The sequence below is a fragment of the Pedobacter polysacchareus genome, from assembly GCF_019802255.1.
In the GTDB taxonomy this organism is placed as follows: Bacteria; Bacteroidota; Bacteroidia; order Sphingobacteriales; family Sphingobacteriaceae; genus Pedobacter; species Pedobacter polysacchareus.
Genome location: NZ_JAHYSS010000003.1, coordinates 35,690 through 61,814, shown reverse-complemented (window position 1 = coordinate 61,814; position 26,125 = coordinate 35,690). Strand labels below are relative to the sequence as shown.

Below are 26,125 nucleotides of genomic sequence, written 5' to 3'. Positions count from 1 at the left end.
AAAACTCAAATTACACAAGGTTATTACAATGAGGACGGCCGAAAAAGATTAGTTTTGAGTTCTATTTTAGCCGTTTCTTGTATAAATGAATTGTTTTAAACCTACTCAATACCGAACTTTTTATCCCCGAATCATCGTTCTGCTGCTGCTGCTGTTATTGCCAGGTATTTTTGTGAATGGACAAACTGCTGATCGCAGCAGAATTTTAGAAAAAGAGGTTTCAAGTTTGATTTTCAAACCACTCGAAAAAGCACCTTCTTTTAGTTTTGCAGAACAACCAGGCCAAAAGAAAGAACAGGCTACCTACTGGTTAAAAGGTAAACTTGATTCTAATCAGCTGAATCAGCCTTTAACTTTACAGATTTCTTCCTCACACCTGCACCATACCGCACTTTATAGTTATAAAAATGGGCAGCTAATTGACATAAAAGAGCAGGAAAATTTGGCCAGATACGACCAATTTAATTTTCAAACAGACAGTAACGTCTATTATTTGAAAAGTTCAGATGCACTGTTGAAACAGTTGCCCTTGGTGCTGATGGATGCTCAGTCCTTCCAGGAAAAAGAGGGGAAGAGGCTGCTCAGGATTGGTTTTTATTACGGCCTTGGATTGATGTCGATTATATTCAATTTTGTGTTCTTCCTGATCTTCAAAGATAAACGCTTCATTGCCTATTGTTTTTTACAGATTGGTGTTTTTGTGGAGTTTTTCTATGAAGATGGAATGTTTTATTACTTGTCGTCCGGAGCATTAGTGATGAATAACCTATTGGTTTATACCGTCCCATTTACTGCTGCTTTTGCCTGTATTTTTTCTTACTATTTCCTGGATTTGAAAGATACGCATAAGAACTACTGGCGTTATGTGGGCCCGGTGATCGCCCTGGCATTATTGACCTTGATTTTATTTACCATTTTCAAATGGGAAGGCTTCCTTCCGATGGTAGATTTGCTCAGCTTTTTAAGTGCCATAATTCCCATCAGTATTGCCATTTCCAGGTTTAAGAAAGATATTTATGCCCGGTTTTTAGTGTTAACTTTTGGCGTCATCGTTATTTTTGGAGCTGGCTTTGTGCTCAATATGAATTTTAACCTACCTTGGTTAGCTGCTTTTGATATGGATGCCCTGCGGATGGTGAGTGCTTTTGAAATTATCTCGATCGGCTTTGCCATTACCTTTAAAGTTCGGGCGCTGCAGGAAGAGAAAGAACATTACCGTACTGAAATCAACAAATACCTGGTAGAATTTAAAGAAAGTGCTTTAGCTGTACCTGGGATCTCCAATTTTCAGCTGAGTAATGAGGAGGATACCCTGATGGTTTTACAAAAGGATTTCCTGCTTACTGAGCGCGAAACAGAGGTGTTACAAGGGATTTGGGAAGGTTTAACCAATCAGGAACTGGCGAATAAACTGTTCATTTCTCCAAATACAGTGAAGTATCACATCAGTAATTTATATGTGAAGCTGGATGTGAAGAGCAGGACACAGGCCCTCAGGATCAAAGATAAGGTCAATGTATAAAGAACTGTATATCAGAAATTGTTCCATGACCTCAGTGTAGTCATATCCATAAAAAAACATCCATTTTTTGAGCTGATTAAAAACTACACCCAAGTGTAGCAGTTATCAAAATAAGCGCTGATATTTTTGAAAAAAATTGACTGTAGTCTTAAAAAAACATTAAAATGAAAAATATCATCTTAATTCTTGGAATCTTTATTTATGGAAACTCATTTGGACAAAAAGTGAAAGTTTTAAATTTTGCAACTTTTCACATGGTATATACCCCGGATGCACACAAAGTGAAATTTGATCAAAATGATGATAAGAGTAAAGCTGAAACTTACAGAATAGCAAAAATGCTGGCTGAGTTTAAACCCACAATAATTTGTGTGGAAATTCTTCCAAAAAAAAATGAAGATTTGAATAGTGACTATGCTAACTTTTTGAAAGACAAAAATTATAAAACTAAATTTGGCGGTGAGGTTGCTTTAATTGCTTATGAAGTTGGTAAAATCTCGGGAGTAAAGAAAATTTATGGGATTGATGAACAAGAAACTGCTCCATACAACTATAATATTGGGAATGAATTGGAAAATCAAGTAGATAGCCTGACTTCAAAGAATTACTATAATGGCGTTTACAAAGCGTTTGCAGCCATGGAAAAATTGTCAATATCAGACAAATTGAAAACCTTTAACCAGAAGGAAACGCTCGAAAAATTCATCAATGTCAATGCGGATATTTTAACCTATAACAGCACTAAAGGAAACTTTGAAGGAGCTGATGAAGCCAGTAAATTTTATAGAAGGAATTTGAGGATATTTTCAAATCTAAATCAGGTTCCTGTGACAGAAAATGATAGAGTTTTTATCATTATGGGCGCTACTCACACCGCTTTTCTTAATGAATTCATGCAAAGAAGTCCTAAATATGATCCTGTAAATGTTGCGGACTATCTAAAGTAAGCGCATTAAACCGGAAGGATATGGATAGCTAAGGCTATTACAACTATTACTTTAATCAGAATTAACACTATATTTAGTTTTGGCTAATATGTATCTAATAGTTTTGTGCAGAAATGTTAAGCTATATCCATAATTTAAAATCAGGTAATCACGAGTCTTTTGAAATGGTCTTCAGACTATCTCATAAAAAGGTATATGCCTATTTTTTTAAGAAAACAAACGATGAAGATAAGGCCCAGGACTTAACTCAGCTGGCTTTTATCAAATTATGGAACTTCCGACACACCTTATCGGAGGAGCACGAACTGGATGTTCAGCTCTTCCGGATTGCAAGAACGACCTTACTCGACTATTTCAAAAAGGAAAGTAATGACGAACGTAATTTGAAATTATATTATACCCACATTTCCGGACAAGCCACAGAACAGCATCAAAAGTTCGAAATCGATCAGCAGTTGGAAGTTGCACTAAGCGTACTTCCGCCAACCAGGAAAAAGGTTTTCATCTTAAGTCGACTGCAAGGGTATTCTTATAAAGAAATCTCAGAACAGCTTTGTATTTCTCCGAGAACTGTTGAAAAGCACATCTCATTAGCGATTAAACAGCTTGATGGCTATGCTTATGTTCCAGTGCTGGTGCTGCTGGCAAAAATCTTAGACTAATTTAAATATATTTTTATTTCGTTACGGGTTTCTCTCAAATCCAATCGTATTGGTAGTATGAGTGTGTTTGAAGCATTATTAGATAAATATTTTAAAGGACAGTGCAGCCCGGAGGAAAAACTTGAGGTACTGAACTATTTAAATGCTATTGACGAATTGCCGGACCATTTATTGAGCCAGACCGAATGGGAGGAAACGAATGATGCACAGTTGGATGAGGTTAAAACTGAGGAGATGTTTAGCGCGATAAAAAAAGAGACCATCGCTAAAGTTTATCACTTAAAATGGATAAAGATCGTTTCTGCAGCTGCCATTTTACTGGCTGTACTTTCAATTGGACTTTTCAATTTGAATTGGAACCCGAGCGCTTCAAAAATAACGCTGGCCGGCAATAAGGTGTCAACTCCTGAAAAAACAAACCCGATCAATTGGAAATCAGTGGTCAATTATACAGATCATCAGCAACTGGTCAACCTTCCCGATGGTTCTACCGTTAAAATATTTCCTGGAGCAGAATTAAGGTACGCCATTCCATTTGTGAAAAATAAAAGAGAAGTATTCTTAAATGGAAAAAGCTTTTTTGAGGTTTCAAAAGATACAAACCATCCTTTTGTAGTGTATGCGAAAGGCATTGCCACCACAGCTTTGGGTACTTCATTTACCATTACTGCTTTAGAAAAAAGCAAGTTCATCAAAGTTGAACTGCATACGGGAAAGGTTTTAGTTAAAAACATAGATACGGTGCGGAATATTTCAGCATTCAGCGAAGTGCTGCTTCCAGGAAAAGAACTGGTTTATAATAGTATGCTGAATAAAATCAGCGTATCGGACAAGGGTACTTTACTTGCAAAAGGGAAGAACAGCAGTCGGGAGCTCAACTTCCAGCAGGCTTCCCTGGTGGATGTGTTCGATCAATTGGAAAAACACTATAAAGTTAAAATTACATACGACCGTGCTGATTTGGCGGAAATGTCATTTACAGGAATTATAAAATCTACACAATCTATAGACACCATACTGGAAGAAATCGCTGAACTAAACAAACTTAACCAAATTAAAACTGCCGAAGGGTTCCTGATCAGAAAGTAAATCAAAGGACCATATTAAAAACACATGAACCTGCAAGAAAATGGCGGGAGAGGAATCTTTTTGCCAAAAAAACAACAATCAAACAAATTAGACTATGCTAAAAAAATTTACTACACACTTGTTCTTTTGCCTGCTGATGATGTCAGTATCGGCAAAGACCTGGGCTCAGACTTCTGAGATTACCGGGATTGTAAAAGACGAAACCGGGCAGCCTTTACTCGGTGCTTCTGTACTTTTACTGAACGTCAAAACCAATGAAAAGAAAGGAATCATGGTCAATTCTGAAGGTCAGTTTTCGATAAAAGGGCTTTCTGCAAATGTTCCCTATAGCATCAGCGCCTCTTATATTGGCTATGAAACTAAAACCATCAGCAATTACATACTGAAACCCGGTGAACAGGCGACGCTGCTGATCCAGTTAAATCCAAGCTCGAACAACCTTTCTGATGTCGTTGTAGTGGGTTATGGCAGTCAGAAGAAGAAGGATGTGACCACCGCTATTGCGAGTATCAAAGCTTCAGATCTGGAGAATCAGCCGATTAGTAATGCGGCAGAGGCCATGGTTGGAAAGATGGCCGGAGTACAGGTTTCACAAGGTTCTGGCGCACCAGGTGGCGCACTTTCTATTAAAGTGAGAGGGGTTGGGACCATCACTGCAGGTTCAAATCCGCTGTATGTGATTGACGGCGTACCGATCTCAAATGACAACATCAATACCCTGAATACCAATGATATTGCTTCCATAGAAGTATTAAAAGATGCTTCCTCTGCTGCAATTTATGGTTCCAGAGGTTCTAATGGTGTGGTATTGATCACGACCAAACAAGGCAAGAATGGCGTAACTACGGTAAATGTAAACAGTTATACCGGCTGGCAGTCGCTGGCGCATAAAATCAAAATGATGGATGCGTATCAGTATGCACAAATGGTCCTGGAATCCAGAAACAATTCTTATGTAGATGTAATGGAAGCCAACAACAGAAAGTATCTGGCTACTGGAAAGCCACTAGTTAATTATAGTGTGAATGATAATAATGGTCTACGCTTGTTTAATACTGGAAATAATACCAATACGGTGTTGCCATTAGAGGTTTTACCTTATTTACAAGGTCAGCCAGGTTTAACAAATACGGATTGGCAGGACCAGATTTTTAGAACAGCACCAATTCAAGACCATTCGATTTCGGCAGCGGGTGGATCTGAGTCCATGAAATACTATGGTTCCCTGGAATATTTTGATCAGGATGGGATTATTTTGAATAGCGGTTTCAAGCGTTATAGCGGTAGGGTAAACCTGGAAGGTAAAAAAGGAGTGGTGAAATATGGCATTAACTTTAGTCCTTCGGTAACCAATGAAAAGAGAGTGAATGCGAATGGTGCTTACAATGCTAACGGAGGTGGTATTGTAGCTTCAGCATTGCACTATGCGCCGATTTTCCCAGTGTATAACCCTGATGGCAGTTATAATTTTGATCAGAATTCATGGAGTGCCGGCACAAAAACGACCTTACCTGACAACAGAACAGCGGATGGAAATGGGGGCACACAAGCCTGGAATCCAGTAGCTCTAGCGATGCTTCAAAAAGACGATGTGGCGACAACCAGGATGACTGGAAGTGCCTTTTTAGAAGCAGAATTGTCAAAAGATTTAAAATACAGAGTTCAGTTGGGTGTGGATTTGTTTAACAGCTCAGAAGATACCTTCAGACCTTCTACATTTCCTCAGTCTAATACCGCAGGAAACCCAATTTCGGAGGCTACAGGCTCTTCACGTACGATAAAAGAAACCAACTGGCTGTTAGAACAAACCTTGAATTATGCAAAAACAATAGGGGATCATAATATTAACGCGTTGGTCGGCTGGTCTACTCAGAAAGATGATTTAAGCGGTAATTATGCTTTTGCTTCCAAAGGATTTATCAGTGATCAGGTAGAGTTTATCAAAGCAGGTTTGGTGACTAACGGTACAGCTACAAGAACACAATGGGCTTTAGCTTCAGGTATCGCAAGGTTGCAATATGGCTATAAAGGCAAGTATTTGTTTACAGGATCGATCAGAGCTGATGGTTCTTCTAAATTCGGAAAGAACAACAAATGGGGTTATTTCCCTTCTGCATCCCTTGGCTGGAGGTTATCAGAAGAAGATTTCCTGAAAAACTCGGAAACGATTTCTGACCTGAAATTAAGGGCTAGTTATGGATTAACGGGTAACTTCAATATTCCTAATTATGCGGCTCAAGGATCAATGAACAATTTTGGTTATGTCTTTGGTGGTTCTACTCCAGGCGTCATCAATGGGGCCGCACCAATTGCGAAGCCTAATGACGACTTACAATGGGAAAAGACCGCACAATTAAACGTAGGTTTTGATGCTGCATTTTTCAAGAATCAGCTGACTTTATCAGTAGATGTATATAATAGTAATACGAATAACCTGTTATTGGATGTTCCAGTACCGATTTCAACCGGTTTTGCTACAGAACTGAAAAATATTGGTAAAGTGAACAATAAAGGGATTGACATCAATTTAGGTACACAACAGCAGTTTGGTGCTGTCAAATGGACTGCAAGTGGAAACTTTTCCAAGAACATCAATAAGGTAGTGGAATTGGGCCCTGGAAATGCAGACATTATCAAAACAGGTTCTGTTGCCAATGCTTATTTTATCACTAGAGTAGGTGAGCCTATCGGTTCCTATTATTTGCCAGTAGTTTTAGGCGTATTTAAAAATCAGGCAGAGGTGGATGCTTATCCTCATTACACGGACACTCAGGGCAATTATGATGTGAATACCTCTAAACCAGGTGATTTTAAGTTTAAGGATGTAGATGGTGACGGGGTGATTGACCTTACCAAAGACAGAGAGATCGTAGGAAATTACCTGCCTAAATTCACCTATGGATTTGCGACTTCATTTGAATACAAAGGGATAGATTTAAATGTAGCCATGCAAGGCGTTTATGGCAATCAGATCCTAAATCTTTCTCGCAGATATTTTGCCAATAAAGAAGGAAATATGAACAACTTGATCAGTTCATTGAACCGATGGAAATCGGAAAGTGACCCAGGCAGTGGTCAGGATGTCAGGGCCAATCGCGCGGCTAAAGGCAGCAATGGAACAACTTCCACCTGGCATATTGAAGATGGATCTTACTTGCGTATCCGTAATATTGCTTTAGGTTATACTTTACCGGAAAATATAGCTAAAAAACTAGCAATGAGTAAGGTGAGGATTTATGTAGCCATGCAAAACCCATTCACCTTTACCAAATATACCGGCTATAATCCAGAGGTAACCAACCGCAGCGATGCCACCACAAATGGCGAAGATTATGGGGTTTATCCAACAGCAAAAACAACGTCAATAGGCATTAACATCACTTTATAATCATAGAAAGATGAAAAAATATATCATACTCATTTGTGTGCTAATCACAGCAACTTCCTGCAAGAAATTTTTAGACTTAAAACCACTGGACTCTTATACAGAAAGTACTTTTTACCTGGATGAGAAGGGATTACAAGGTGGTTTGGTCACTTGTTACGACGCTTTACAGAGCGATAGTCTTTATGGAAACAATTTATTGACACTAGGCGAACTTCGCGGTGATAACCTAATTGACAATGACCCTGGATCTGGTGCAGGGGTACGTAATCAGATTGAAGTATTTGCTGAAACTTCGGCCAATAGTATACTTTCGGCCACCTGGATGGGACATTACAAAGCGATATACAGGTGTAATATTATTCTGGACCGTGCGCCTGCAATTACGATGAATGAAACCATTAAGGGACAGATTATTGGTCAGGCGAAATTTATCAGGGCCTTAAGTTATTTCAATCTGACCCGGATCTGGGGCAAGGTTCCTTTGGTGCTCACTGTTCAAACCACAGAGCAGGCCAGACAAAATACGCGTGCTTCATCTGAACAGGTCTATCAGCAGGTGATTGATGATTTAAAAGATGCGGCCACAAAATTACCGACATCCTGGCCAGATGCGCAGCGCGGAAAGGCAACCAGCTTTGCGGCGACTAGCTTATTAGGCAAGGTGTACCTGTATCAAAAGAAATTTGACCTGGTAGCGAGCACATTGCAACCTGTGGTGACTGCTATTTATGCAAGAAATCTATTAGATACGGTGCCACAGAACCGAACTTTCCCTAATAACCTAAAAACCAGTAAGGACATTATATTTGCAGTGCAGTACCTACAAGGCGGTGTAAAAGAGTTTGTACATCAAGACAATCGTTATAGAAATAACAACAACACAAACATCATTAATATTCCTCAATCGTTATTTGAAACTGGCGACAATCGTCGGCCATTAGTGGCGATAACCGGAACAGGCGGTAGGCCAGGGAAGTTTAATTCGCCTCAGCTGAACAATGAAACCAGCGGTGATTTCCCGGTGTTGCGTACCGCTGATGTGTTACTGATGTATGCGGAAGCGCTCAATGAAACCGCTTATGGCAATACAGAAGCTTTTAAAGCACTGAATGCGGTTCGTAAAAATGCGAATGCTTCGCTAAAAACATCGGCATTGCTCACTACACAGGCGGAATTTAGGACCGCAGTGTATTTGGAAAGAAGATTGGAACTGGCTTTAGAAGCTGATCGTTGGTTTGATATTGTAAGAACCAATCAGATGGCGGCTATTTTCCCAGGCATTCCAGCTTTCAGAAGCCTTTATCCGGTACCACAAGTTGAGATAGATAACATCAACAATAAAAGTGGCTATCAGAATGACGGCTATTAACCTGCATACCTAATTCTGACCGGCAGCTTGAACACTGATTAATCCTGTAATGAACTAAATTGCAGGAAACAATCCAGGTTTAGGCTGCCGGTTTTTTGTTTTAAATTTTGACCAGCTATGAAAATGAGATTCCTTTTCTTTTTACTCTTTGGAGGATTATGCAGTTTAAATGTCTGCGCACAAGATCCACAATACGTGTTTTCGGAGCATTTAAATCCGATACAGTATAAGAATTATTACCTGCTTACCTTATTTCAGCAGGATGCTGCCGTTAAAAAAGAGCTTCAAAATGATCCGGAATTGGACTCCTTGTTTAAAAGTAAATCGCTGAATATAGCAGAAGCCATAAAAAATTGTGAAACTGACATTACCTGTCTCAGCAGCGCTTTTAAATTTACAGCAGGAGAAATTGCTGCCGTCAGCAAGCGTTTAGCTTTTCTTTTTAAACAGAATGAAGCATTCAGCAGCATGGTCAAAAATGAACTGATTCCTTCGGGCTGTTATCTGAAATATAAGGATCTTAAGCCCGGAGCGTTGTTGGTTAAGGCCTGGGAACAGGATGCGAAAGCTGTTAATTTTACGATTGACGTTTATGTTGCAGGTGCAAACCCTAACTATCCGAAAATAGATGCCATCGCCTTTGATGTGAAAGATAAAAGCTACCCGGAGCTGGTTCGCACCAATGCGGTATTGAGTTCAGGCATGACAAATTCGATGTTTTTTGAGCCTGCAATTACTTTTGCCTTGACCGCGCTGGAAATTAATGGGCGTGATGAAGCTGGTGATTTTGAACCTTTACGGAGCGGCGTAAATAAAGCCAGTATTTCAGCAATTCATAAAACAAATTTTGCTTCCTATAAGTACAGTTTAATTTTGGTGCCAGGCGAAGGCCCTGAAGAGCGGGAAGTGGAATTAAGTGCGGGTGGTATGCTGCGCTGCAGATTGGCAGCAGTAGAATATCATAAAGGACTGGCGCCATTTATTATGGTTTCGGGTGGGAGAGTACACCCATTTAAAACAAAATACAATGAGGCCTACGAGATGAAAAAATACTTAGTGGAGCAATTGCAGATTCCAGATAGCGTGGTGATTATGGAGCCTCATGCCCGACACACGACTACCAATATGCGGAATGCAGCCAGAATCATGTTCAGGTATGGAATGCCTATGGATAAAGCAGCGCTGACAGTGACGGCCAAATCTCAAAGTATGTACATCAGTGGCGCTTTATTGGGTCGTTGTGTGCAGGAGTTAGGCTATGAGCCTTATAAATTAGGAAAACGCTTATCTGACTTTACATTGGAGTTTTATCCTAATGTCCTGTCCCTGCAAATTGATTTTGATGAACCGATGGATCCTTAGTTCAGCTAATGGTTTGTTTTATGGTGATTTTACACCTAAATAGGAAGGGCAATTCAATTAATAAGTTGAATTGCCCTTAGTTTTAAGTAGATTTATCATTCTGCACATTCCTATTTCCCCAATCCATGAAAACAACAGTTTTAAATTTAAAAAGAGCATGAGTGCTCCATCATATATTATTGCAATTGGTGCATCAGCCGGTGGCTTAGAGGAAATTAACACTTTCTTTGATCATACTCCTCTAGATGGGGTCTCTTATGTAGTTGTTCAGCATCTTTCCGCTACTTTTAAAAGCAGAATGGCAGAGGTTTTGGCTAGACATAGCAAACTAATTGTCACAGAAGCCAGCGATGGTGTTTTAGTGGAATGTAATAAAGTGTACCTTATTCCACATGATAAGTACATGACCATTTCTGGCAGCAGACTATATTTAAGTGCTAAAGATGAAATCAGAGCCGCACACCTCACTATCAATACATTTTTTAATTCCTTGGCAGCAGATTGCGGCAGTAAAGCAATAGGCGTTGTCCTCTCTGGTTTAGGAAGTGATGGTTCTGAAGGACTTGTTTCAATTAAAAAAGCTGGAGGAATGGTGATCGCCAGAAACCCTGATACTTCCAGCTTTCCAAGTATGCCTTCTAAAGCGATTGCTACAGGAGTGATCGATTTTATATTAGAACCAGCGGCAATGCCTGGTGCTATTGAAGACTATGTACAGCATCAGCGGACTTTGAAGATTGAAAATTCTAACGATGAGCTCAGCCTAAAAGCAATCATACAACTCATCAAACAGCAGTCTCCTCATGACTTTTCCGATTATAAAACCTCTACAATTTTGCGGCGGACTAAAAGAAGAGCGGCTGCACATGATTTTGATAACCTCGATAAATATTTTAGCTACTTAAAGACCTCGCAAGAAGAAATTGAAGCTTTATCAAAAGAGTTTTTGATTAGTGTGACCTCTTTTTTTAGGGATAAAGAAGCATTTCAGTACATACAGCACAATGTATTACCAGCGATTTTGAAAAGCCTTGGCCCAAAAGAAGAGCTTAAAATCTGGGTAGCAGGCTGTGCCACAGGTGAAGAGGTTTATTCTCTGGCCATTTTGATTACCGAATTGTTAACCGACGATCTTAAACAGATTGTGGTTAAAATATTTGCCACAGACATAGATAGTGCCGCACTAGTTCATGCCGGGAAAGGATTGTATCACCCAGATACGTTGAAAGAGGTATCGAAAGAGCGGTTAAGTACCCATTTTGTAAAGGAAGGCAATCATTATCAAGTTAAACCCAGCCTTCGGAAAATGGCCATTTTTGCACAGCATGATTTAGTTAAAAATCCGCCTTATTGCAATATGCATTTCATCAGCTGTCGGAATTTGCTGATTTATATGGCTCCAATATTGCAAAAGAAAATATTTGAAATGTTGCTGTTTGGGCTTAAAATGGATGGTTATTTATTTTTAGGATCCAGTGAAAATCCAATGCCGATTATTCAGAACCTGGAAATTGTAAATAAACAATACAAGCTATACAAGAATATAAAATCGAAACGGATGGCTAGTTTTGAGGCTTTTTCAATGCCCGATTCATTGGAAGTTAAAAACCGCCCTGTTTACGTCAGCCGTCAGGAGACAGGTACTGATCAATTTCCCTCTCTAACGGAGTTGATGCAAACTAATCTTGCGGAAGAATTGGGTTATCTGGTGCTGTGCGTTGACGAAAACAAGGAGGTTGTCAGGTCTTACGGAGACACTTCTAAATATTTACTCCCCAAACATTTTACCATTAATCTGGAAATGTTATTGCCAAAAAAATTGGCTATGGTCTTTAACACCTTAAGCAATAAGGTATTAAAGACTAATAAAAAAGCCAGTCTGAATCGTATCAAAATTAAACAGGCTGATCAATTGATGATGGTAAATATGATGGTGAGCCCGATGCTGATCGACAGAAAATCACCAAAATTTTTTATGGTCACTTTCACTGAAGATAAAGTTATTGCAACTGCTGAACACGAAGGCAAAGACTTTGATGAGACTGGCTTTCAGGATGAGTATACCCTTAATTTGGAGCAGGAGCTGAAAGAAGTAAAAGAGAAGCTCAATTCTGTATATGAGCAACTGGATGCCTCTAATGAAAATATGCAGTCTTTTAATGAGGAAATGATCTCTGCGAATGAGGAGATGCAGAGTACAAATGAAGAAATGCAGTCTGTGAATGAAGAGCTGGATACCATTAATTCTGAGTATCAGCTAAAAAATAAGGAGTTGCTGGAGATTAATGATGACCTGAATAACTATTTCAGAAGCAATGTCAATGGCCAGCTGTTTATCAATAACGACTTGCTCTTAATGAAATTCTCTCCAGGCACAGTGAAGCAGATCAATCTATTAGAATCAGATATTGGAAGGCCATTGAGCAATATCACTACGAATATAAAGTTTGAAACGATTATTGAAGATATTAAAAAGGTACTGCGTGATGGAATTGTGATTACCAAAGAGATTGAAACCAATAACGGGAAGTGGTATCAGGTGATGACGATGCCCTATATGCGTCAATCTGACCAGCAGAATAACGGGGCAATCATTACTTTTAATGACATTACGGAATTAAAAAATACACAGCTTAATTTGGATATCAGCAATAAGATGCTTGGAATGACTATTGATTCGGCTGAATTGGGTACTTGTTCTATTGATGCTAAAACCCGTGAATTTTCACCATCTACACATTTTAAGGAGATTTTTGGCTTTTATTCTGATGAAAAACTAACTTATCAAGCGGCTGTCGACCGAATTGTGGAAACACACAGGGAAAAATTCATTAATGCCATTGAAGCAAATATTCTTGGTGGCGAGAGGTGTGATTTGGAATTTCCTTTATTAGGCTTTAACAATAATCAATCGAGGTGGGCAAGGCTAATTGGAAATCTTTCTTATGATAATGAAAAAAATCCAGCTTATTTCACTGGGGTCTTGAATGACATTACCATTCATAAGCAAGATGAATTGCGTAAAAATGACTTTATAGCCATGGTCAGTCATGATTTAAGGTCGCCGCTGACTTCTATTCAGGCTTACGTGCAAATGATTACTAAAAAGGTGGAAAAAACAGATGATTCCTTTATTGGGCCTTCCTTATCGAGGGTAAATTTGCTGATCAAGAAAATGAACAGCATGATTAATGGATTTCTATCCGTTTCCGGTTCTGATGGAGGAAAAATTCATTTAGACCTTGAAATATTTGAAATAAACGAATTAATTGAGGAGGCAATTCAAGAATCACTTTTTATAAATCCGACGATTGATATCGTTTTCACAAAGGGAACGGTAACGATGGTAAAAGCAGATCGTGATAAGGTAGGACAGGTGCTTAACAATTTTCTAAGCAATGCGATTAAATATTCTATAAACCCTAAAAAGATAATTGAAGTATCATCGGTAGCCGCTTCTGGCATGGTTCAGGTTTGCGTGAAAGATAATGGAATTGGGATCAAGAAAAAAGATTTGGAACAGCTTTTTGAGCGCTATTATAGGGTGAAAAGTGAGCATAATAAATTTATTTCTGGTTTTGGTCTAGGGCTGCATTTATCTGCTGAGATTATTAAAAGGCATAATGGAAAAGTTTGGGTGGAAAGTGAAATTAATCAGGGATCTTCTTTTTACTTCAGTCTGCCAATTTAGGAGTCTTTATTTCCAGGATGTTAACGCTGATTTATATTTTTTTCGGATAGATTATTTGCGAGTTAGCTATAATCTTTATATTTGCATAACTAGTTATGTAATTGATTATATCTATGGAGTTATTTAAGAAAACAGGAAAGATGGCATTAGGAAGCAGGTTAAGAATGCTGACTTCCAAGGTCACAGATGATGCAGCTCGGATTTATGAGTTATACCAGATGGAGTTTGCTCCAAAATGGTTTCCTGCATTTTTCGTGCTTGCAGAAGAAGGGGAAAAGACCATCACTGAAATTGCAGTCGAAATTGGGCATTCACAACCTTCAGTGAGCAAGATCATTCAGGAAATGACGCTGGCAGGATTGGTTCAGGAAAACCGTGACGCTCCGGATAAAAGACGAAATGTAGTGGAACTGACCAACAAAGGAATCGAATTTGCGAAAGAACTTAAGGTTCAATGTGCAGATGTAGACGCTGCGATTGACAGTGTGATTTCGGAGGCAAGACACAACCTTTGGGAAGCCATTGAAGAGTGGGAGTTCCTCTTGGATCAAAAATCGTTGTTTAGAAGGGTTCAGGAACAGAAAAAAAGAAGGGAAAGTAAGGAGGTGCAGATTGTGCCTTATGAGGAAAAATATCATGTGGCATTTAAAGCTTTGAATGCCGAATGGATTTCTACTTATTTTAAAATGGAAGAAGCCGATTATAAGGCTTTAGATGATCCAGAGGCTTATATTTTGGATAAAGGCGGGAAAATATTTGTGGCGCTCTACCAGAATGAACCGGTAGGGGTATGTGCGCTGATTAAAATGAACGATCCTGATTACGACTATGAACTGGCAAAAATGGCAGTTTCACCGAAGATTCAGGGTAAAAGCATTGGCTGGCTGCTTGGTCAGGCTATTGTAAATGCGGCTAAAGAATTAGGTGCTTCCAAAATTTATCTGGAAAGCAATACTTCCTTAAAGCCAGCGATTAATCTTTATCAGAAAATAGGATTTAAGAAAGTAGTGGGCAGATCTACGCCTTATGAACGCTGTAATATTCAAATGGAACTGGATTTAACCAGCATTTAATAGCTGAATTAATAGGAGTTTTATGACAAGTGAAAATTTAGTTTAACTGGACAGTTCCTTTCTTTTTAATCAGATGGTATGAGGCTCGATTATACCGTATGGAGATATTTGAGTTTAATGCCATCGATTTTTTCGATTTTCCCCAAAACCTGGTTGAGTTGAGCTTTTCTGACTTCAAACTTAATGCTGCAGGAATTGTCGAATTCCTGTGAAAGTATCTGCAGCTGTTCCTCTTTAAATAAGCGCATCACATCGTTCATACTCAAGTAATCGAAAGTAAGTTCATATACATCGTTTACCGTTTTTTCTACGATTTCTGCAGCTTGAATGGCTTCAATTGCCGCTGATTTATAGGCATTGATCAAGCCTGGGACGCCCAATAATGTTCCTCCAAAATAACGTACTACCACGATCAGGATGTTGGTAATATCAGCAGAAAGCAGCGCATTTAAGATTGGTCTTCCTGCAGTTCCAGAAGGTTCTCCATCATCCTGGATTCTGAAAACGGCACGATCAGGACTTAAGCGTAGTGCCCAGCAAAAATGCCTGGCCTTTCCATGTTCTGAACGCAATTGTGCCAGTATCGGTTTTACTTCTTCTTCAGATCTGATCGGATAAGCAAAGGCAATAAATTTACTGCCACGGTCTTTAAACAGTCCTTCAGCAGGAGCAGTTATGGTTTTATAAGTATCGTCAAATAGCATGAAACTGTGATAAGGTAATGAAGATGATCGCGATTAAAGCCAGCGCCAGTCCTACATAATTTAGCTTGTTCAGCTTTTCTTTAAATAGGAATATGCCAACCAGTGTGCCTAGAATAATCACCCCAATGTTCATGGCCGCAAATACGGTAGATGGATTTTCAGCCATTGCCCGGTGTGCTTTCAGGTAAAAAAGGATATTTCCAAAATTGAAAAGTCCTAATATGGCTCCACAGGCAAAATTGACCAGTTCTAGTTTCTGCTTCTTAAATACAGACAGGTAAATGATCCCGAGCAGAGACAAAATGAAAGCAATTGCAAAAGTCAGGATTAAGGAACTGGTATAGGCAAGGCCTTTAATCTGGGCAATCTGCTTAAATAAAATGTCAATAAAGCCAAAACCAAGGAAAACCAGGAGGGGATATATCCAGTTCCCACCAGCGGCAGGCGCATTGGATTTACGGTAAAGCGTGAAAATAATTGCCGCAAAGCCGAAAAATAACCCGAAGATTTTTAAGGTGTTAAACTGATCTCCAAATAGGAAATAGGCTGCCAGAATAGAAATAAACAAGGATAATCGCTGCGCAATGTCTGTCTTTGCGATACCAATACTTCTAATGGATGCACCAAGAAACCAAAATACGACAGGCAGTAAAACACCAAGCCCCAAATATACAGGAGATATTTTTGCCGTCGTTAGTTCTGTGATCGAAGGTTTGAAAAAGAAGAAACTCAAGGCAATCGCAAACAGATAGTTCCAGGTGATGGCTTGTAAAATATTAATTTTGTACCTACGTGCAAGTTTTAGTAAAACGGCTACGGTAACGCTGCAAAAAATGCTGATGATTAAATAGATCATGCTTCCTGGTTTGTATAAATGCTTAGCTGATCATTTCCAATCTGATGTTGAGCAGTAATCACCTTATTGATTTTTGGTGCGTAAATACCATCTGTCCAGGAGTTTTTTGAAGTAAAGACACGGGCTTCGTCCCATAATCCAGCTTCAATAAATTGGTTCAGCAGATGTGCGCCACCGTCTATGATAACGGATTGTATATCCATTAAGTACAATTGAAAAGCAATTTTTTGCGGGAGGTAAAAAGACATGTCCTCCATTTGGATGAAGTGTATGTTCTCAACTACATCAGTTTTTATTTCGTTGAATATGATGGTTTTAGCGTCTTCGTTATAAATATGATGTGTAGCTGGAACTTCCAGATTTCGATCAATGATGATCCGAATCGGATTTCTACCTGGCCATTCGCGGGCGTTCAGCTGGGGGTTGTCGACCATTGCAGTTCTTTTACCTACAATGACGGCATCTTCTTCTGTTCTCCATTTATGCACGAGACGTTTGGCCAATGGACCAGAGATCCATTTTTGTTCTTCCTTTATGGGGGCAAAATAGCCATTGGCTGTACTTGCCCATTTTAAAATAATATATGGTCTTTGCTGACGAATCCTGGTGAAAAACCGACGGTTTAAATGCGCACATTCTTTGTCGAGGATACCCGATTCTACGGCTATTCCCGCATTTTTCAGCTTAGTAATCCCTTTTCCATCCACGGCATCAAAAGGATCTTTATTGCCAATAACCACTCTTCTAACCTCATGTCTGATCAGGAGGTCTGCACATGGAGGCGTTTTTCCAAAATGAGCACAAGGCTCCAGACTGACATAAGCAGTTGCTTGTTTTAGCAATAATGCGCCCTCTGTTTCTCCATATTTGGCAAATACAGCTTTTATGGCATTTACCTCAGCATGTGCTTCGCCGATTTGCTGATGATACCCTTCTCCGATAATGATTCCATCAGTAACAATCACACAGCCTACCATTGGATTTGGACTTACGTTTCCAGCGCCAAGAATAGCGAGCTCCAAACATCTTTTAATATATAATTCGTCGGCCATTAAGGCAAAAGTAAGGTATATTGTTTGATTTAATTACTTTTGCAAGGCATGAATTTAAGCCAGTTATTATCACATTTTAAGACAGAATTGAAAGATGTTTATGAGGAAGAGGAAGTTAAGTCTATTTTCTCTGTCGCCGTTGAACATTTGTTAAAGCTCAGCAGGAGCAAGTTGATGATGAATTATGACAAAGAACTGAGCAACGAAGAGCAGGAGCAGTTTTTTGCTGTTGCTGCAGGGCTGAAAGTACATCAGCCCATTCAATACTTATTAGGTGAAGCTTATTTTTATGGTGCTTTTTTTAAAGTAAATGAAGCGGTATTAATTCCAAGACCTGAAACTGAAGAGTTGGTAGACTGGATTTTAGAAGATAGCCTGCTGAATAAATCGGTGATAGATTTTGGAACGGGAAGCGGTTGTATTGCAATCAGTCTAAAGAAACATGGCAAAGCTTTAGAAGTAACTGCGGTAGACATATCTGAGGAAGCCTTGAAACTGGCCTCGGAAAATGCTTTGCGACTGGAGAGCCCTGTTCATTTTATCCATGCAGATATGTTAACTTTTGATATTGATCATCAATTCGATATCATCGTGAGCAATCCTCCTTATATCACCGGGAAAGAAATGGCCGAAATGCATCCAAATGTATTGGCGCATGAACCTCATCTGGCATTATTTGTTCCGGATGAAAGACCTTTGTTGTTTTATGAAGCGATTGCTGATTTTGCGGTTTCGCATCTAAAGGAAAATGGAAAGCTATTCTTTGAAATCAATGAATACCTATCAAAAGAGACTGTTGAGATGTTGAATGATAAAGGGTTTAAATACATTAAATTAAGGAAAGATATGCAAGGAAAACCAAGAATGATCCTGGCGTCAAAAAATCCAGTTGTTCATTAGCTGATCTCACGAAAACCGTTTAACTCCTGGGGTGAAAGCCGGTAATGACGCCCCTTAGGTAATCTCTGTCGAGGTGTGTATAAATTTCAGTGGTGGTAATGCTGGAATGTCCCAGCATTTCTTGGACCGCACGCAGGTCTGCACCACCTTCAATGAGATGAGTAGCAAAAGAATGGCGGAAGGTGTGGGGGCTAATGCTTTTCTTTAACCCTGAGGCTAAAGCCAGATCTTTGATGATCGTAAACACAGATATTCTGGATAAACCTGTCCCTCTGCGGTTTAAAAAAATATAATCTTCATAACCTTTTTTGATGGGAATGTGAACACGGCTGGCTTCCAGGTAAATCTTTATATATTTTAATGCGGTAGCGCCAATTGGGATAATCCTTTCCTTATTTCCTTTTCCAACGATCTTTACAAATTCGCTGTCGGCAAAAATATTGGATATTCTGATGTTAGTGAGTTCTGAAACCCTAAGACCACAGCCATACAAAAGCTCAATAATCGCCTTGTTTCTCATCCCTTCCGGTTTCGAAGCATCAATTGCCTCAATTAGGCCGTTGATTTCTTCGATATTCAAAACATCAGGTAGTTTTTTGCCTAATCTTGGAGTTTCCAACAAAGCTGAAGGATCTTCCACAATAATTTGCTCCAACATCAGGAAGCTGAAAAATGATTTTAGTCCCGAGATTACTCTCGCTTGAGTGGTTGGTAACATCCCCAGCTCATTGATCCAGCTGATAAATTTTTTTAAATCAGCGCTGGTAATTTCTTTCACTGAAGGACGCTGATCAATGGATTCAAAATACTGGGATAGTTTCTGAACATCATTGATATAGGCCGCAATGGAGTTTCCGGAAAGCGAGCGTTCCAGTTTCAAATAGGCTTTAAAAGCCGGTATATAAGGGTTATTAATCACACAAAAATTTTCTACTGTAAGTTTTTAGCTTTAAGTTTGAGCTAATGAAGATACAAATTATTAACGGCCCAAATTTAAACCTTTTAGGCGTTCGCGAACCAGGAATCTATGGAAATTTAGGTTTTGATGAATATATCACACAATTGAGAACGATGTACAGCATCCTACAAATCGATTACTATCAGAGTAATGTGGAGGGAGAGCTGATCAATAAATTGCATGAAGTTGGTTTTGAATATGATGGTATTGTGATCAATGCAGGAGGGTATACACATACTTCTGTGGCATTAGCAGATGCGATTGCTGCTATAAATACACCTGTAATAGAGGTTCACGTATCTAATATTTACGCCAGGGAAGAATATAGACATGTTTCATTAACCGGAAAAAACTGTAAAGGCGTGCTGACAGGATTTGGCCTGGATGGTTACCGTTTAGCAATAGAAAGTCTTTTGAAAAGCTAAAATCAGCAAATGAGAAAGATTTTATTATCGGCAGTATGCGTTGCCATCAGCGCATCTGCATTCGCGCAGGCAGATATTACTGAAAAGGAAATTAAGGACCACATCTGGACGTTAGCATCACCGCAAATGAAAGGACGTTTTCCTGGAACTGCAGAAAACAAAAAGACAGTGCGTTATTTGGTGAAGCAGTTCAAGAAATCAGGAATTGCAGCTTATCATGGAAGTTATATCCAGGAATTTACTGCAAAAATGAGGGTTAAAAAAGGGGTACAGGATACGCCTTATGTGAAAACTCAGAATGTAATCGGTTATATTGAGGGTTCTGATCCAGTTTTAAAGCAGGAATTCATTGTGATTGGTGCGCATTATGACCACCTTGGAATGGGAGGGGCTTCCTCTAAAAAACCAGATACGGTAGGCATTCATTTAGGTGCTGATGACAATGCAAGCGGTACCGCTGCGCTTTTGGAAATCGCAGAAAAGCTGGCTGCAAATAAAGCTACATTGAAACGCAGTGTGATGGTGATAGCTTTTGGTGCAGAGGAACAAGGTTTATTAGGTTCTAAATATTTCACAGCGCACCCGCTGATTCCTTTGTCTCAGATTAAGCTGATGATCAATATGGATATGGTGGGGAGGATGAATTCAGAGAAACACCTGTATATGGGCGGCGCGGCAACATTTGATGGCGGTGTAGAATTATTGACGAAGCTGGGGCCGGAAATTGGTGTGCATCCATTCGTGAACCATTACGATGTAGGTGGTTCTGATCATGTATCATTTTACAAGAAAGATATCCCAGTATTAGGATTTCATACCGGCGGACATCCTCAATACCATACTCCAGAAGACGATAGAAGATTGATTAATGTACCAGGAGAAAAACTGGTTTGTGATTATATCTATAAGGCGCTAACGACAGTTGCCAACAGACCGGAACCAATTATCTTTGTCCCTGAAAAGAAATAATTCTTGAAATCTATCTTAAACTTTAAATATCCCCTTACTGAATCCTTTGTTTATCATGGGTTGGCAGGGGGATTTTTAAATACCTAATCCGCTAAAAAACCTGATTTTCTTGATAAAATAAGCGTACACAATGCTGGAAGAATATTGCCCGGTATGTTTATGATAAGGAATCTGCTGTTTTGTCCTTTTCTTTCCATTGGTAAATATCATCTGGAAGAAATGAAAATGTGCCTTACTGACTGCCATTGCGAAATCTACCTTACCTTGTGCCAGGAAGTGAACCAGGGCTACGAAGTCTATAAAAAAACGAATGAAGATCCTGAAATAAGCATCTGACAAAGGCAGGTTTTTCTGCATAATAATCAGGTTATTTCTAAAATTCAGATAGGTTTTATAAGGATTATTGGCATTCAATGTACCACCACCAACATGGTATATTTCAGCATCCGGGCAGTATATAATTTTATATCCCATATTTTTTAAGCGCCAGCAAAGGTCGATTTCTTCCATGTGTGCGAAAAAGTCAGCGTCTAAGCCCCCAGCTTCTTTCCAGCATTTGCTTCTAATAAAAAGTGCAGCACCACTTGCCCAGAAGATCTCTTTTGCGTCGTTGTACTGGCCATGATCATCTTCTACGGTATCAAACAAGCGCCCTCTGCAGAATGGAAAACAGTGTAAATCCAGGTATCCACCTGCGGCACCGGCATATTCAAATTTCGTCTTGTCTTTTTGCCATTTGATCTTTGGTTGTGCAGCTGCAATTTTATCGTCTGTTTCCATCAGATCGATCACTGGCTGGATCCAATTTTCAGGAACTTCGACATCAGAATTCAGTAATACATAATATTCTGCATCAACCTGATCCAATAATCTTCGATAACCTTCTGCAAAGCCGTAATTGCCATCATTTTCAATTAAACGGATCTCCGGGTAGTGCTTACGCACAAATGCAACAGAATCATCCGTAGAAGCATTGTCGCCCACTATAATTTGTAAATTGGGATAGGAGGACTGCACTACACCCGGTAAAAATTTTTCCAGAAGTGTTTTTCCGTTCCAATTTAAAATTACTACTGCTACACTTGCTGCTGTCATGATGCGTATTCTCGTTTTGTTTTCCATCGCCTATGGCTCCAAAGCCAATAAGACGGTTCTTCGTTAATTATTTGTTCCAGGAAACTGAAATGGGTATCGGTAATTTCGTGTTCTTTTGTCTCTTTTGGTACTGGACAGATGGGTACACAATCTACTTCATAATAACCTCTTTTAAGGTATTTCAATTTAAAGTAAAAGATAGGTCTGTTTGTTTGTAAAGCTATTTTTTCCAGTCCCAATAATGCTGCAGTATCCTGATGCAGGAAGTTTAGCCAATAATGCGCTTCACCTCGAACCGGACTTTGATCACTTGCAAAGCAGAACATCGTGGCTTCGTTTCTGGTGCTGGCAAGGCTGCGTAAAGTTTGTCGCATAGGTACGCCAATATTGCCGAACTTACTTCTCATTTTGAGAAACCAATCGTCAAAAACAGTATTGTTAAGCGGTTTATAGATCACATAAGCTTTCTTGGAAAGCTGTGCGCCTAATGCCAGCATTCCCCATTCCCAATTGCCGTAATGCCCGGTGCAGGCCAGCACACTTTCTTCTCTGCTAAAATAGTCCTCCACCAAATGGAGATTAGTGAATTTGACCCGTTTCTGGACTTCCTTCTGAGAAATAGATTGCATTTTGATCACTTCAACGGTTAAATCAGAGAAATATTTAAAGAATCTTTTTTCTATACGGATGATTTCTGCCATACTTTTATCCGGGAAAGAATTAACTAAGTTTTCACGCACCACCTTTTTCCTATAACCTACCACATAATATAGGATATAGTAACAGATTGCTGAAATAAAATATAGCAACTGCATTGGTAGAAGAGATAAAAAGTTTAAAAAAACTACTCCTATATAAGAAAAGCTTTTTTTTATCATTATTTTGGCGGATTAAGAGTGCAAACATAAAATAACAGATGCAAAGTTTAGCTATATTCCCCCTTTTTTATCTTCCCCCAGTAAGTTATTTCAAAGAATTGAAACATTTTGGAAATGAGTTTATGCTGGAAAAAGAGGAACATTTTCCGAAACAAACCTTTAGAAATCGTGCCTCAATTTACTCACCCAATGGGAGTTTAGACCTCATTGTTCCTGTGATCCGCGGCAAGAAATTACACACCAAAATGAAGGATGTTAAAATCAGCAATGATTTCAACTGGCAGCGCTTGCATTGGAAGAGTTTAGAGAGCTGCTACCGCAATTCCGCTTATTTTGAATATTACGAGGATGAATTTGCCAGATTTTACCACCAGAAATTCGATTCTCTTTTTGATTACAATCAGGAAATCATGGATTGGCTGTTCAAGCAATTGAAAATTACACCGAAATTTGAATTGACTGAGGAATATTTTGATGATGTTCCGGCAGCACTTGATTTCCGTTCCGGGCCAGTCTTTAAAAAACCAGCAGGAGAATTTAAACCTTATTTCCAGGTCTTTGACGACAGAGAAGGATTTAAGCCAAACTTAAGTATTGTGGACTTGTTGTTTAACCAAGGCCCGCAAGCGAAATCTTATTTTTAAAAATGGCTAAACCAGCAAAGCATAAAAAGAAACGTCAGCATTTAGCGCTGCCTCATGCCGGATCTAGTCCGGGGATGATTTATATTGATCCAAATGCTTTAAAACCCATCATCACACTGTACAAATACACCGCAGACAGTTATGAATCACGGGAATTGAATGACATCAGTATGCTGAAGCCCTTGCTGCAAGATAAAAGGTATACCTTTTGGGTGGAGATTAAAGGCTTTAATTCTTTGGCTTTGTTTGAAACATTAAGCAGGGATTTCGATGTCAATAAACTGATTCTGGAAGACATAACCAGAACTTATCAGCGGCCAAAGCAAGAAGAGTATGCGCATCATGTTTTTGCGGTGAGTAGAATGCTGCAATTGGATGAGGCTCAAAACCTGGAAAACCAGCAATATTCTTTTTTACTAACTGATAATGCATTGTTTACTTTTCAGGAGAAATATGAGGACTGTCTGGCGCCAGTGCGTTCCCGATTAAAAATAGGGAAGGGCAACATCCGGATCGGCGGAAGTAGCTACCTGATGTATGCGCTTATGGACATCATAATAGATACTTATTTTGAAATTCTGGGGGCCTGGGGTGATGAATTAGACAACATTGAAGATCGTTTATTTGATAAACCAGATAAGTCGGTCATGTTTGATACGCAATTGATCAAAAGAAACCTGATCAATATCAGAAGGGTAGCCTGGCCGGAAAGAGATAAATTGAATGACATCCTACGCAGCGATTCTCATTTGATTTCTGATCAGACAAAGCTGTATATCCGTGATGCTTACGATCACTGCATCCAGATTATAGATATTGTAGAATCACTAAAAGAAATTTCTGCAAGTAATATAGACATGTATTTGTCGATCATCAGCAACCGGATGAATGAGATTATGAAGGTGCTGACCATCATTTCTTCGATTTTTATTCCTTTAACTTTCATTGCCGGAATTTACGGAATGAACTTTGCAAACGTTGATCCAATCAGTGGTAAACTACTGCCTCAGAACATGCCAGAGCTTTATCAGGCGAATGGTTATTTGTATACGATGCTCGTGATGGCTGCTATTGCAGTATTGCAGGTCATATATTTCTGGCGTAAGGGATGGTTTAAATAGCCCTGATTATTGTAACTTTGACAACACATGCAATCATTCGACCTGGACAAAACAGACGTTTCTAAATTAAGGAACGCCTTAAATAGCGATGATGAACAACTTAAAGTTATTCTTTCGGAGTATCATGCCTCAGAAATAGCGATACTTTTCGAAAGCATCAACAAAGAAGATCAGGAACGAATCATTAATCTTTTGCCAGTAGAGATCGCATCAGAAGTAATTTCTGAGATGCACGAAGAATCTCACCCAGAGGAATTATTACTGCAGCTGCATCCCGATAAACGTACGGAGATTGTAGAAGAGCTGGATTATGATGATGCTACCGACATCATTTCTCAGCTGGAAGAACATGAGCAAAAAGAAATTCTTGAGGATTTAAGTGAAGACGATGCTTCCAATATCCGGAATTTATTGAGCTACGACGAGAAGACCGCGGGTGGTTTAATGAACACCGAGTTTATCCGCGTCAATCTTAACCTTACTAAAAAGGATGCCATTGATGAGATCATTCGCCAGAGTGAAGAGATCGAAGAATTCTATACCATTTTTGTAATTGATGACGACAATGTGTTTCAGGGAATTGTTTCTTTGAAAGACATCATTAAGGCAAAAGGAAATGTACACATTACTGAGCTAGTGAAAGCGGAAGTGGCTTGGGTAACACCAGATACCGATCAGGAGGAGGTGGCCAGGTTGATATCTCAATATAACATCACCAGTATTCCAGTTGTAGATAATGATATGAAGCTGCTGGGAAGGGTTACTTTCGATGACGTTATTGACGTGTTGGAAGATGAAAATACGGAAGATATCCTGAAAATTTCCGGGGTATCTGAGGATGAGGAGTTGAGTGGTAACTGGGTGGAAGCGGTGAAATCCCGTTTGCCATGGTTGATTTTAAACTTAGGAACCGCATTTTTAGCATCTGCTGTAGTGCGGCATTTTGGTTCTACCATTGAAAAGATCGCCGTACTTTCTGCTTACATGACAATTATAGCGGGGATGGGTGGAAATGCGGCAACACAAGCGCTGGCAGTTACCGTAAGGAGGATTTCCTTATACGACCTAACCGATAATCAAGCATATCGAACCGTATTGAAAGAGTTTACCGTAGGATTGATCAATGGTGCGGTTACTGGATTGATCGTGTTTATGTTCGCCATATTTTTTGACAGCAACCCGCTGCTGGGCGTCGTTATTTTTCTGGCGATGACTGGAAATTTATTAATCGCCGGTGTAACTGGTGCGGGCATCCCATTGATTTTAAAAAGGGTCGGAATTGATCCGGCTATCGCATCTTCTATTATCATCACCACATTTACAGATGTTTTCGGATTCTTACTGCTCTTAGGATTGGCGAGCAAACTTTTGCTCTAATTTAAAAGCTGCAGGGCCTTCAAAAAATTAGCTACTCCTAATC

The 26,125-nt window shown here is 39.4% G+C and carries 21 protein-coding genes; 15 read left to right on the top strand and 6 right to left on the bottom strand.

What is annotated here, in order from left to right:
• The first annotated feature begins 85 nt into the window (after positions 1 to 85).
• The 9 genes from K7X70_RS24400 to K7X70_RS08010 all read left to right on the top strand — a co-directional run bounded on the left by K7X70_RS24400 (position 86) and on the right by K7X70_RS08010 (position 15,103).
• The gene (locus K7X70_RS24400) at positions 86 to 1,522 is read left to right on the top strand and encodes a LuxR C-terminal-related transcriptional regulator (protein WP_255606988.1); all 1,437 of its coding nucleotides are present in this window, start codon (positions 86 to 88) and stop codon (positions 1,520 to 1,522) included.
• Between the two features lie 164 nt (positions 1,523 to 1,686).
• Positions 1,687 to 2,469: a DUF5694 domain-containing protein gene (locus K7X70_RS08045; protein ID WP_222536575.1), complete on the top strand. Its 783-nt coding sequence runs from the start codon at positions 1,687 to 1,689 to the stop codon at positions 2,467 to 2,469.
• Positions 2,470 to 2,582: 113 nt separating this feature from the next.
• The gene (locus K7X70_RS08040; RefSeq protein ID WP_222536574.1) at positions 2,583 to 3,131 is read left to right on the top strand and encodes an RNA polymerase sigma factor; all 549 of its coding nucleotides are present in this window, start codon (positions 2,583 to 2,585) and stop codon (positions 3,129 to 3,131) included.
• A 57-nt stretch (positions 3,132 to 3,188) separates the two neighbouring features.
• Positions 3,189 to 4,220, top strand: coding sequence for a FecR family protein (locus K7X70_RS08035; protein WP_222536573.1), 1,032 nt, complete (start codon positions 3,189 to 3,191; stop codon positions 4,218 to 4,220).
• A gap of 94 nt (positions 4,221 to 4,314) precedes the next feature.
• The gene (locus K7X70_RS08030; RefSeq protein ID WP_222536572.1) at positions 4,315 to 7,608 is read left to right on the top strand and encodes a SusC/RagA family TonB-linked outer membrane protein; all 3,294 of its coding nucleotides are present in this window, start codon (positions 4,315 to 4,317) and stop codon (positions 7,606 to 7,608) included.
• Between the two features lie 10 nt (positions 7,609 to 7,618).
• Positions 7,619 to 8,977: a RagB/SusD family nutrient uptake outer membrane protein gene (locus K7X70_RS08025; protein WP_222536571.1), complete on the top strand. Its 1,359-nt coding sequence runs from the start codon at positions 7,619 to 7,621 to the stop codon at positions 8,975 to 8,977.
• Between the two features lie 117 nt (positions 8,978 to 9,094).
• The gene (locus K7X70_RS08020; protein WP_222536570.1) at positions 9,095 to 10,339 is read left to right on the top strand and encodes a YdcF family protein; all 1,245 of its coding nucleotides are present in this window, start codon (positions 9,095 to 9,097) and stop codon (positions 10,337 to 10,339) included.
• A gap of 157 nt (positions 10,340 to 10,496) precedes the next feature.
• Positions 10,497 to 14,030, top strand: a complete 3,534-nt coding sequence (locus tag K7X70_RS08015) for a chemotaxis protein CheB (RefSeq protein ID WP_222536569.1) — start codon at positions 10,497 to 10,499, stop codon at positions 14,028 to 14,030.
• Positions 14,031 to 14,143: 113 nt separating this feature from the next.
• A complete protein-coding gene (locus K7X70_RS08010; RefSeq protein WP_222536568.1) occupies positions 14,144 to 15,103 on the top strand; it encodes a bifunctional helix-turn-helix transcriptional regulator/GNAT family N-acetyltransferase in 960 nt (319 codons plus the stop codon).
• Between the two features lie 89 nt (positions 15,104 to 15,192).
• Here the strand turns inward: K7X70_RS08010 and K7X70_RS08005 are convergent, their stop codons facing one another.
• Genes K7X70_RS08005 through ribD form a run of 3 tightly spaced genes read right to left on the bottom strand, consistent with a single transcriptional unit; the run spans position 15,193 to position 17,715 of the window.
• Positions 15,193 to 15,807 carry an IMPACT family protein gene (locus tag K7X70_RS08005; RefSeq protein WP_222536567.1) on the bottom strand — a complete coding sequence of 205 codons (615 nt, stop codon included), beginning with the start codon at positions 15,805 to 15,807 and terminating at the stop codon, positions 15,193 to 15,195.
• Positions 15,797 to 16,663: a DMT family transporter gene (locus tag K7X70_RS08000; RefSeq protein ID WP_222536566.1), complete on the bottom strand. Its 867-nt coding sequence runs from the start codon at positions 16,661 to 16,663 to the stop codon at positions 15,797 to 15,799. Before K7X70_RS08000 ends, K7X70_RS08005 begins: the two co-directional genes overlap by 11 nt.
• A complete protein-coding gene (ribD, locus tag K7X70_RS07995) occupies positions 16,660 to 17,715 on the bottom strand; it encodes a bifunctional diaminohydroxyphosphoribosylaminopyrimidine deaminase/5-amino-6-(5-phosphoribosylamino)uracil reductase RibD (RefSeq protein ID WP_222536565.1) in 1,056 nt (351 codons plus the stop codon). The genes K7X70_RS08000 and ribD overlap by 4 nt, the downstream gene beginning before the upstream one ends.
• A gap of 48 nt (positions 17,716 to 17,763) precedes the next feature.
• Between ribD and prmC the strand changes: the two genes are divergently transcribed.
• Entirely contained in the window at positions 17,764 to 18,615 is an 852-nt protein-coding gene (prmC, locus tag K7X70_RS07990) for a peptide chain release factor N(5)-glutamine methyltransferase (RefSeq protein ID WP_222536564.1), read from the top strand.
• A 19-nt stretch (positions 18,616 to 18,634) separates the two neighbouring features.
• Here prmC and xerD read toward each other — a convergent pair whose 3' ends face one another.
• Positions 18,635 to 19,534 (bottom strand): site-specific tyrosine recombinase XerD, encoded by a 900-nt coding sequence (gene xerD, locus K7X70_RS07985; RefSeq protein WP_222536563.1) that lies wholly within the window; start codon positions 19,532 to 19,534, stop codon positions 18,635 to 18,637.
• Between the two features lie 44 nt (positions 19,535 to 19,578).
• Between xerD and aroQ the strand changes: the two genes are divergently transcribed.
• Complete coding sequence (aroQ, locus tag K7X70_RS07980; RefSeq protein ID WP_187665341.1) at positions 19,579 to 19,998, top strand: type II 3-dehydroquinate dehydratase; 420 nt, start codon at positions 19,579 to 19,581, stop codon at positions 19,996 to 19,998.
• A 9-nt stretch (positions 19,999 to 20,007) separates the two neighbouring features.
• Positions 20,008 to 20,967, top strand: coding sequence for a M20/M25/M40 family metallo-hydrolase (locus K7X70_RS07975; protein ID WP_222536562.1), 960 nt, complete (start codon positions 20,008 to 20,010; stop codon positions 20,965 to 20,967).
• 75 nt (positions 20,968 to 21,042) lie between these two features.
• Here K7X70_RS07975 and K7X70_RS07970 read toward each other — a convergent pair whose 3' ends face one another.
• Together K7X70_RS07970 and K7X70_RS07965 are read right to left on the bottom strand one after the other, a co-directional pair.
• Positions 21,043 to 22,062 (bottom strand): glycosyltransferase family 2 protein, encoded by a 1,020-nt coding sequence (locus tag K7X70_RS07970; RefSeq protein WP_222537138.1) that lies wholly within the window; start codon positions 22,060 to 22,062, stop codon positions 21,043 to 21,045.
• Entirely contained in the window at positions 22,059 to 22,877 is an 819-nt protein-coding gene (locus K7X70_RS07965; protein ID WP_255606986.1) for a lysophospholipid acyltransferase family protein, read from the bottom strand. The genes K7X70_RS07970 and K7X70_RS07965 overlap by 4 nt, the downstream gene beginning before the upstream one ends.
• Before the next feature lie 101 nt (positions 22,878 to 22,978).
• Here K7X70_RS07965 and K7X70_RS07960 point away from each other — a divergent pair, with 101 nt between their 5' ends.
• The 3 genes from K7X70_RS07960 to mgtE are packed head-to-tail and all read left to right on the top strand — an operon-like array spanning position 22,979 to position 26,082.
• A complete protein-coding gene (locus K7X70_RS07960) occupies positions 22,979 to 23,584 on the top strand; it encodes a WbqC family protein (protein ID WP_222536560.1) in 606 nt (201 codons plus the stop codon).
• A gap of 2 nt (positions 23,585 to 23,586) precedes the next feature.
• Positions 23,587 to 24,705: a magnesium/cobalt transporter CorA gene (gene corA / locus K7X70_RS07955; RefSeq protein WP_222536559.1), complete on the top strand. Its 1,119-nt coding sequence runs from the start codon at positions 23,587 to 23,589 to the stop codon at positions 24,703 to 24,705.
• Between the two features lie 27 nt (positions 24,706 to 24,732).
• Complete coding sequence (gene mgtE / locus K7X70_RS07950) at positions 24,733 to 26,082, top strand: magnesium transporter (protein ID WP_222536558.1); 1,350 nt, start codon at positions 24,733 to 24,735, stop codon at positions 26,080 to 26,082.
• Positions 26,083 to 26,125 lie beyond the last annotated feature (43 nt).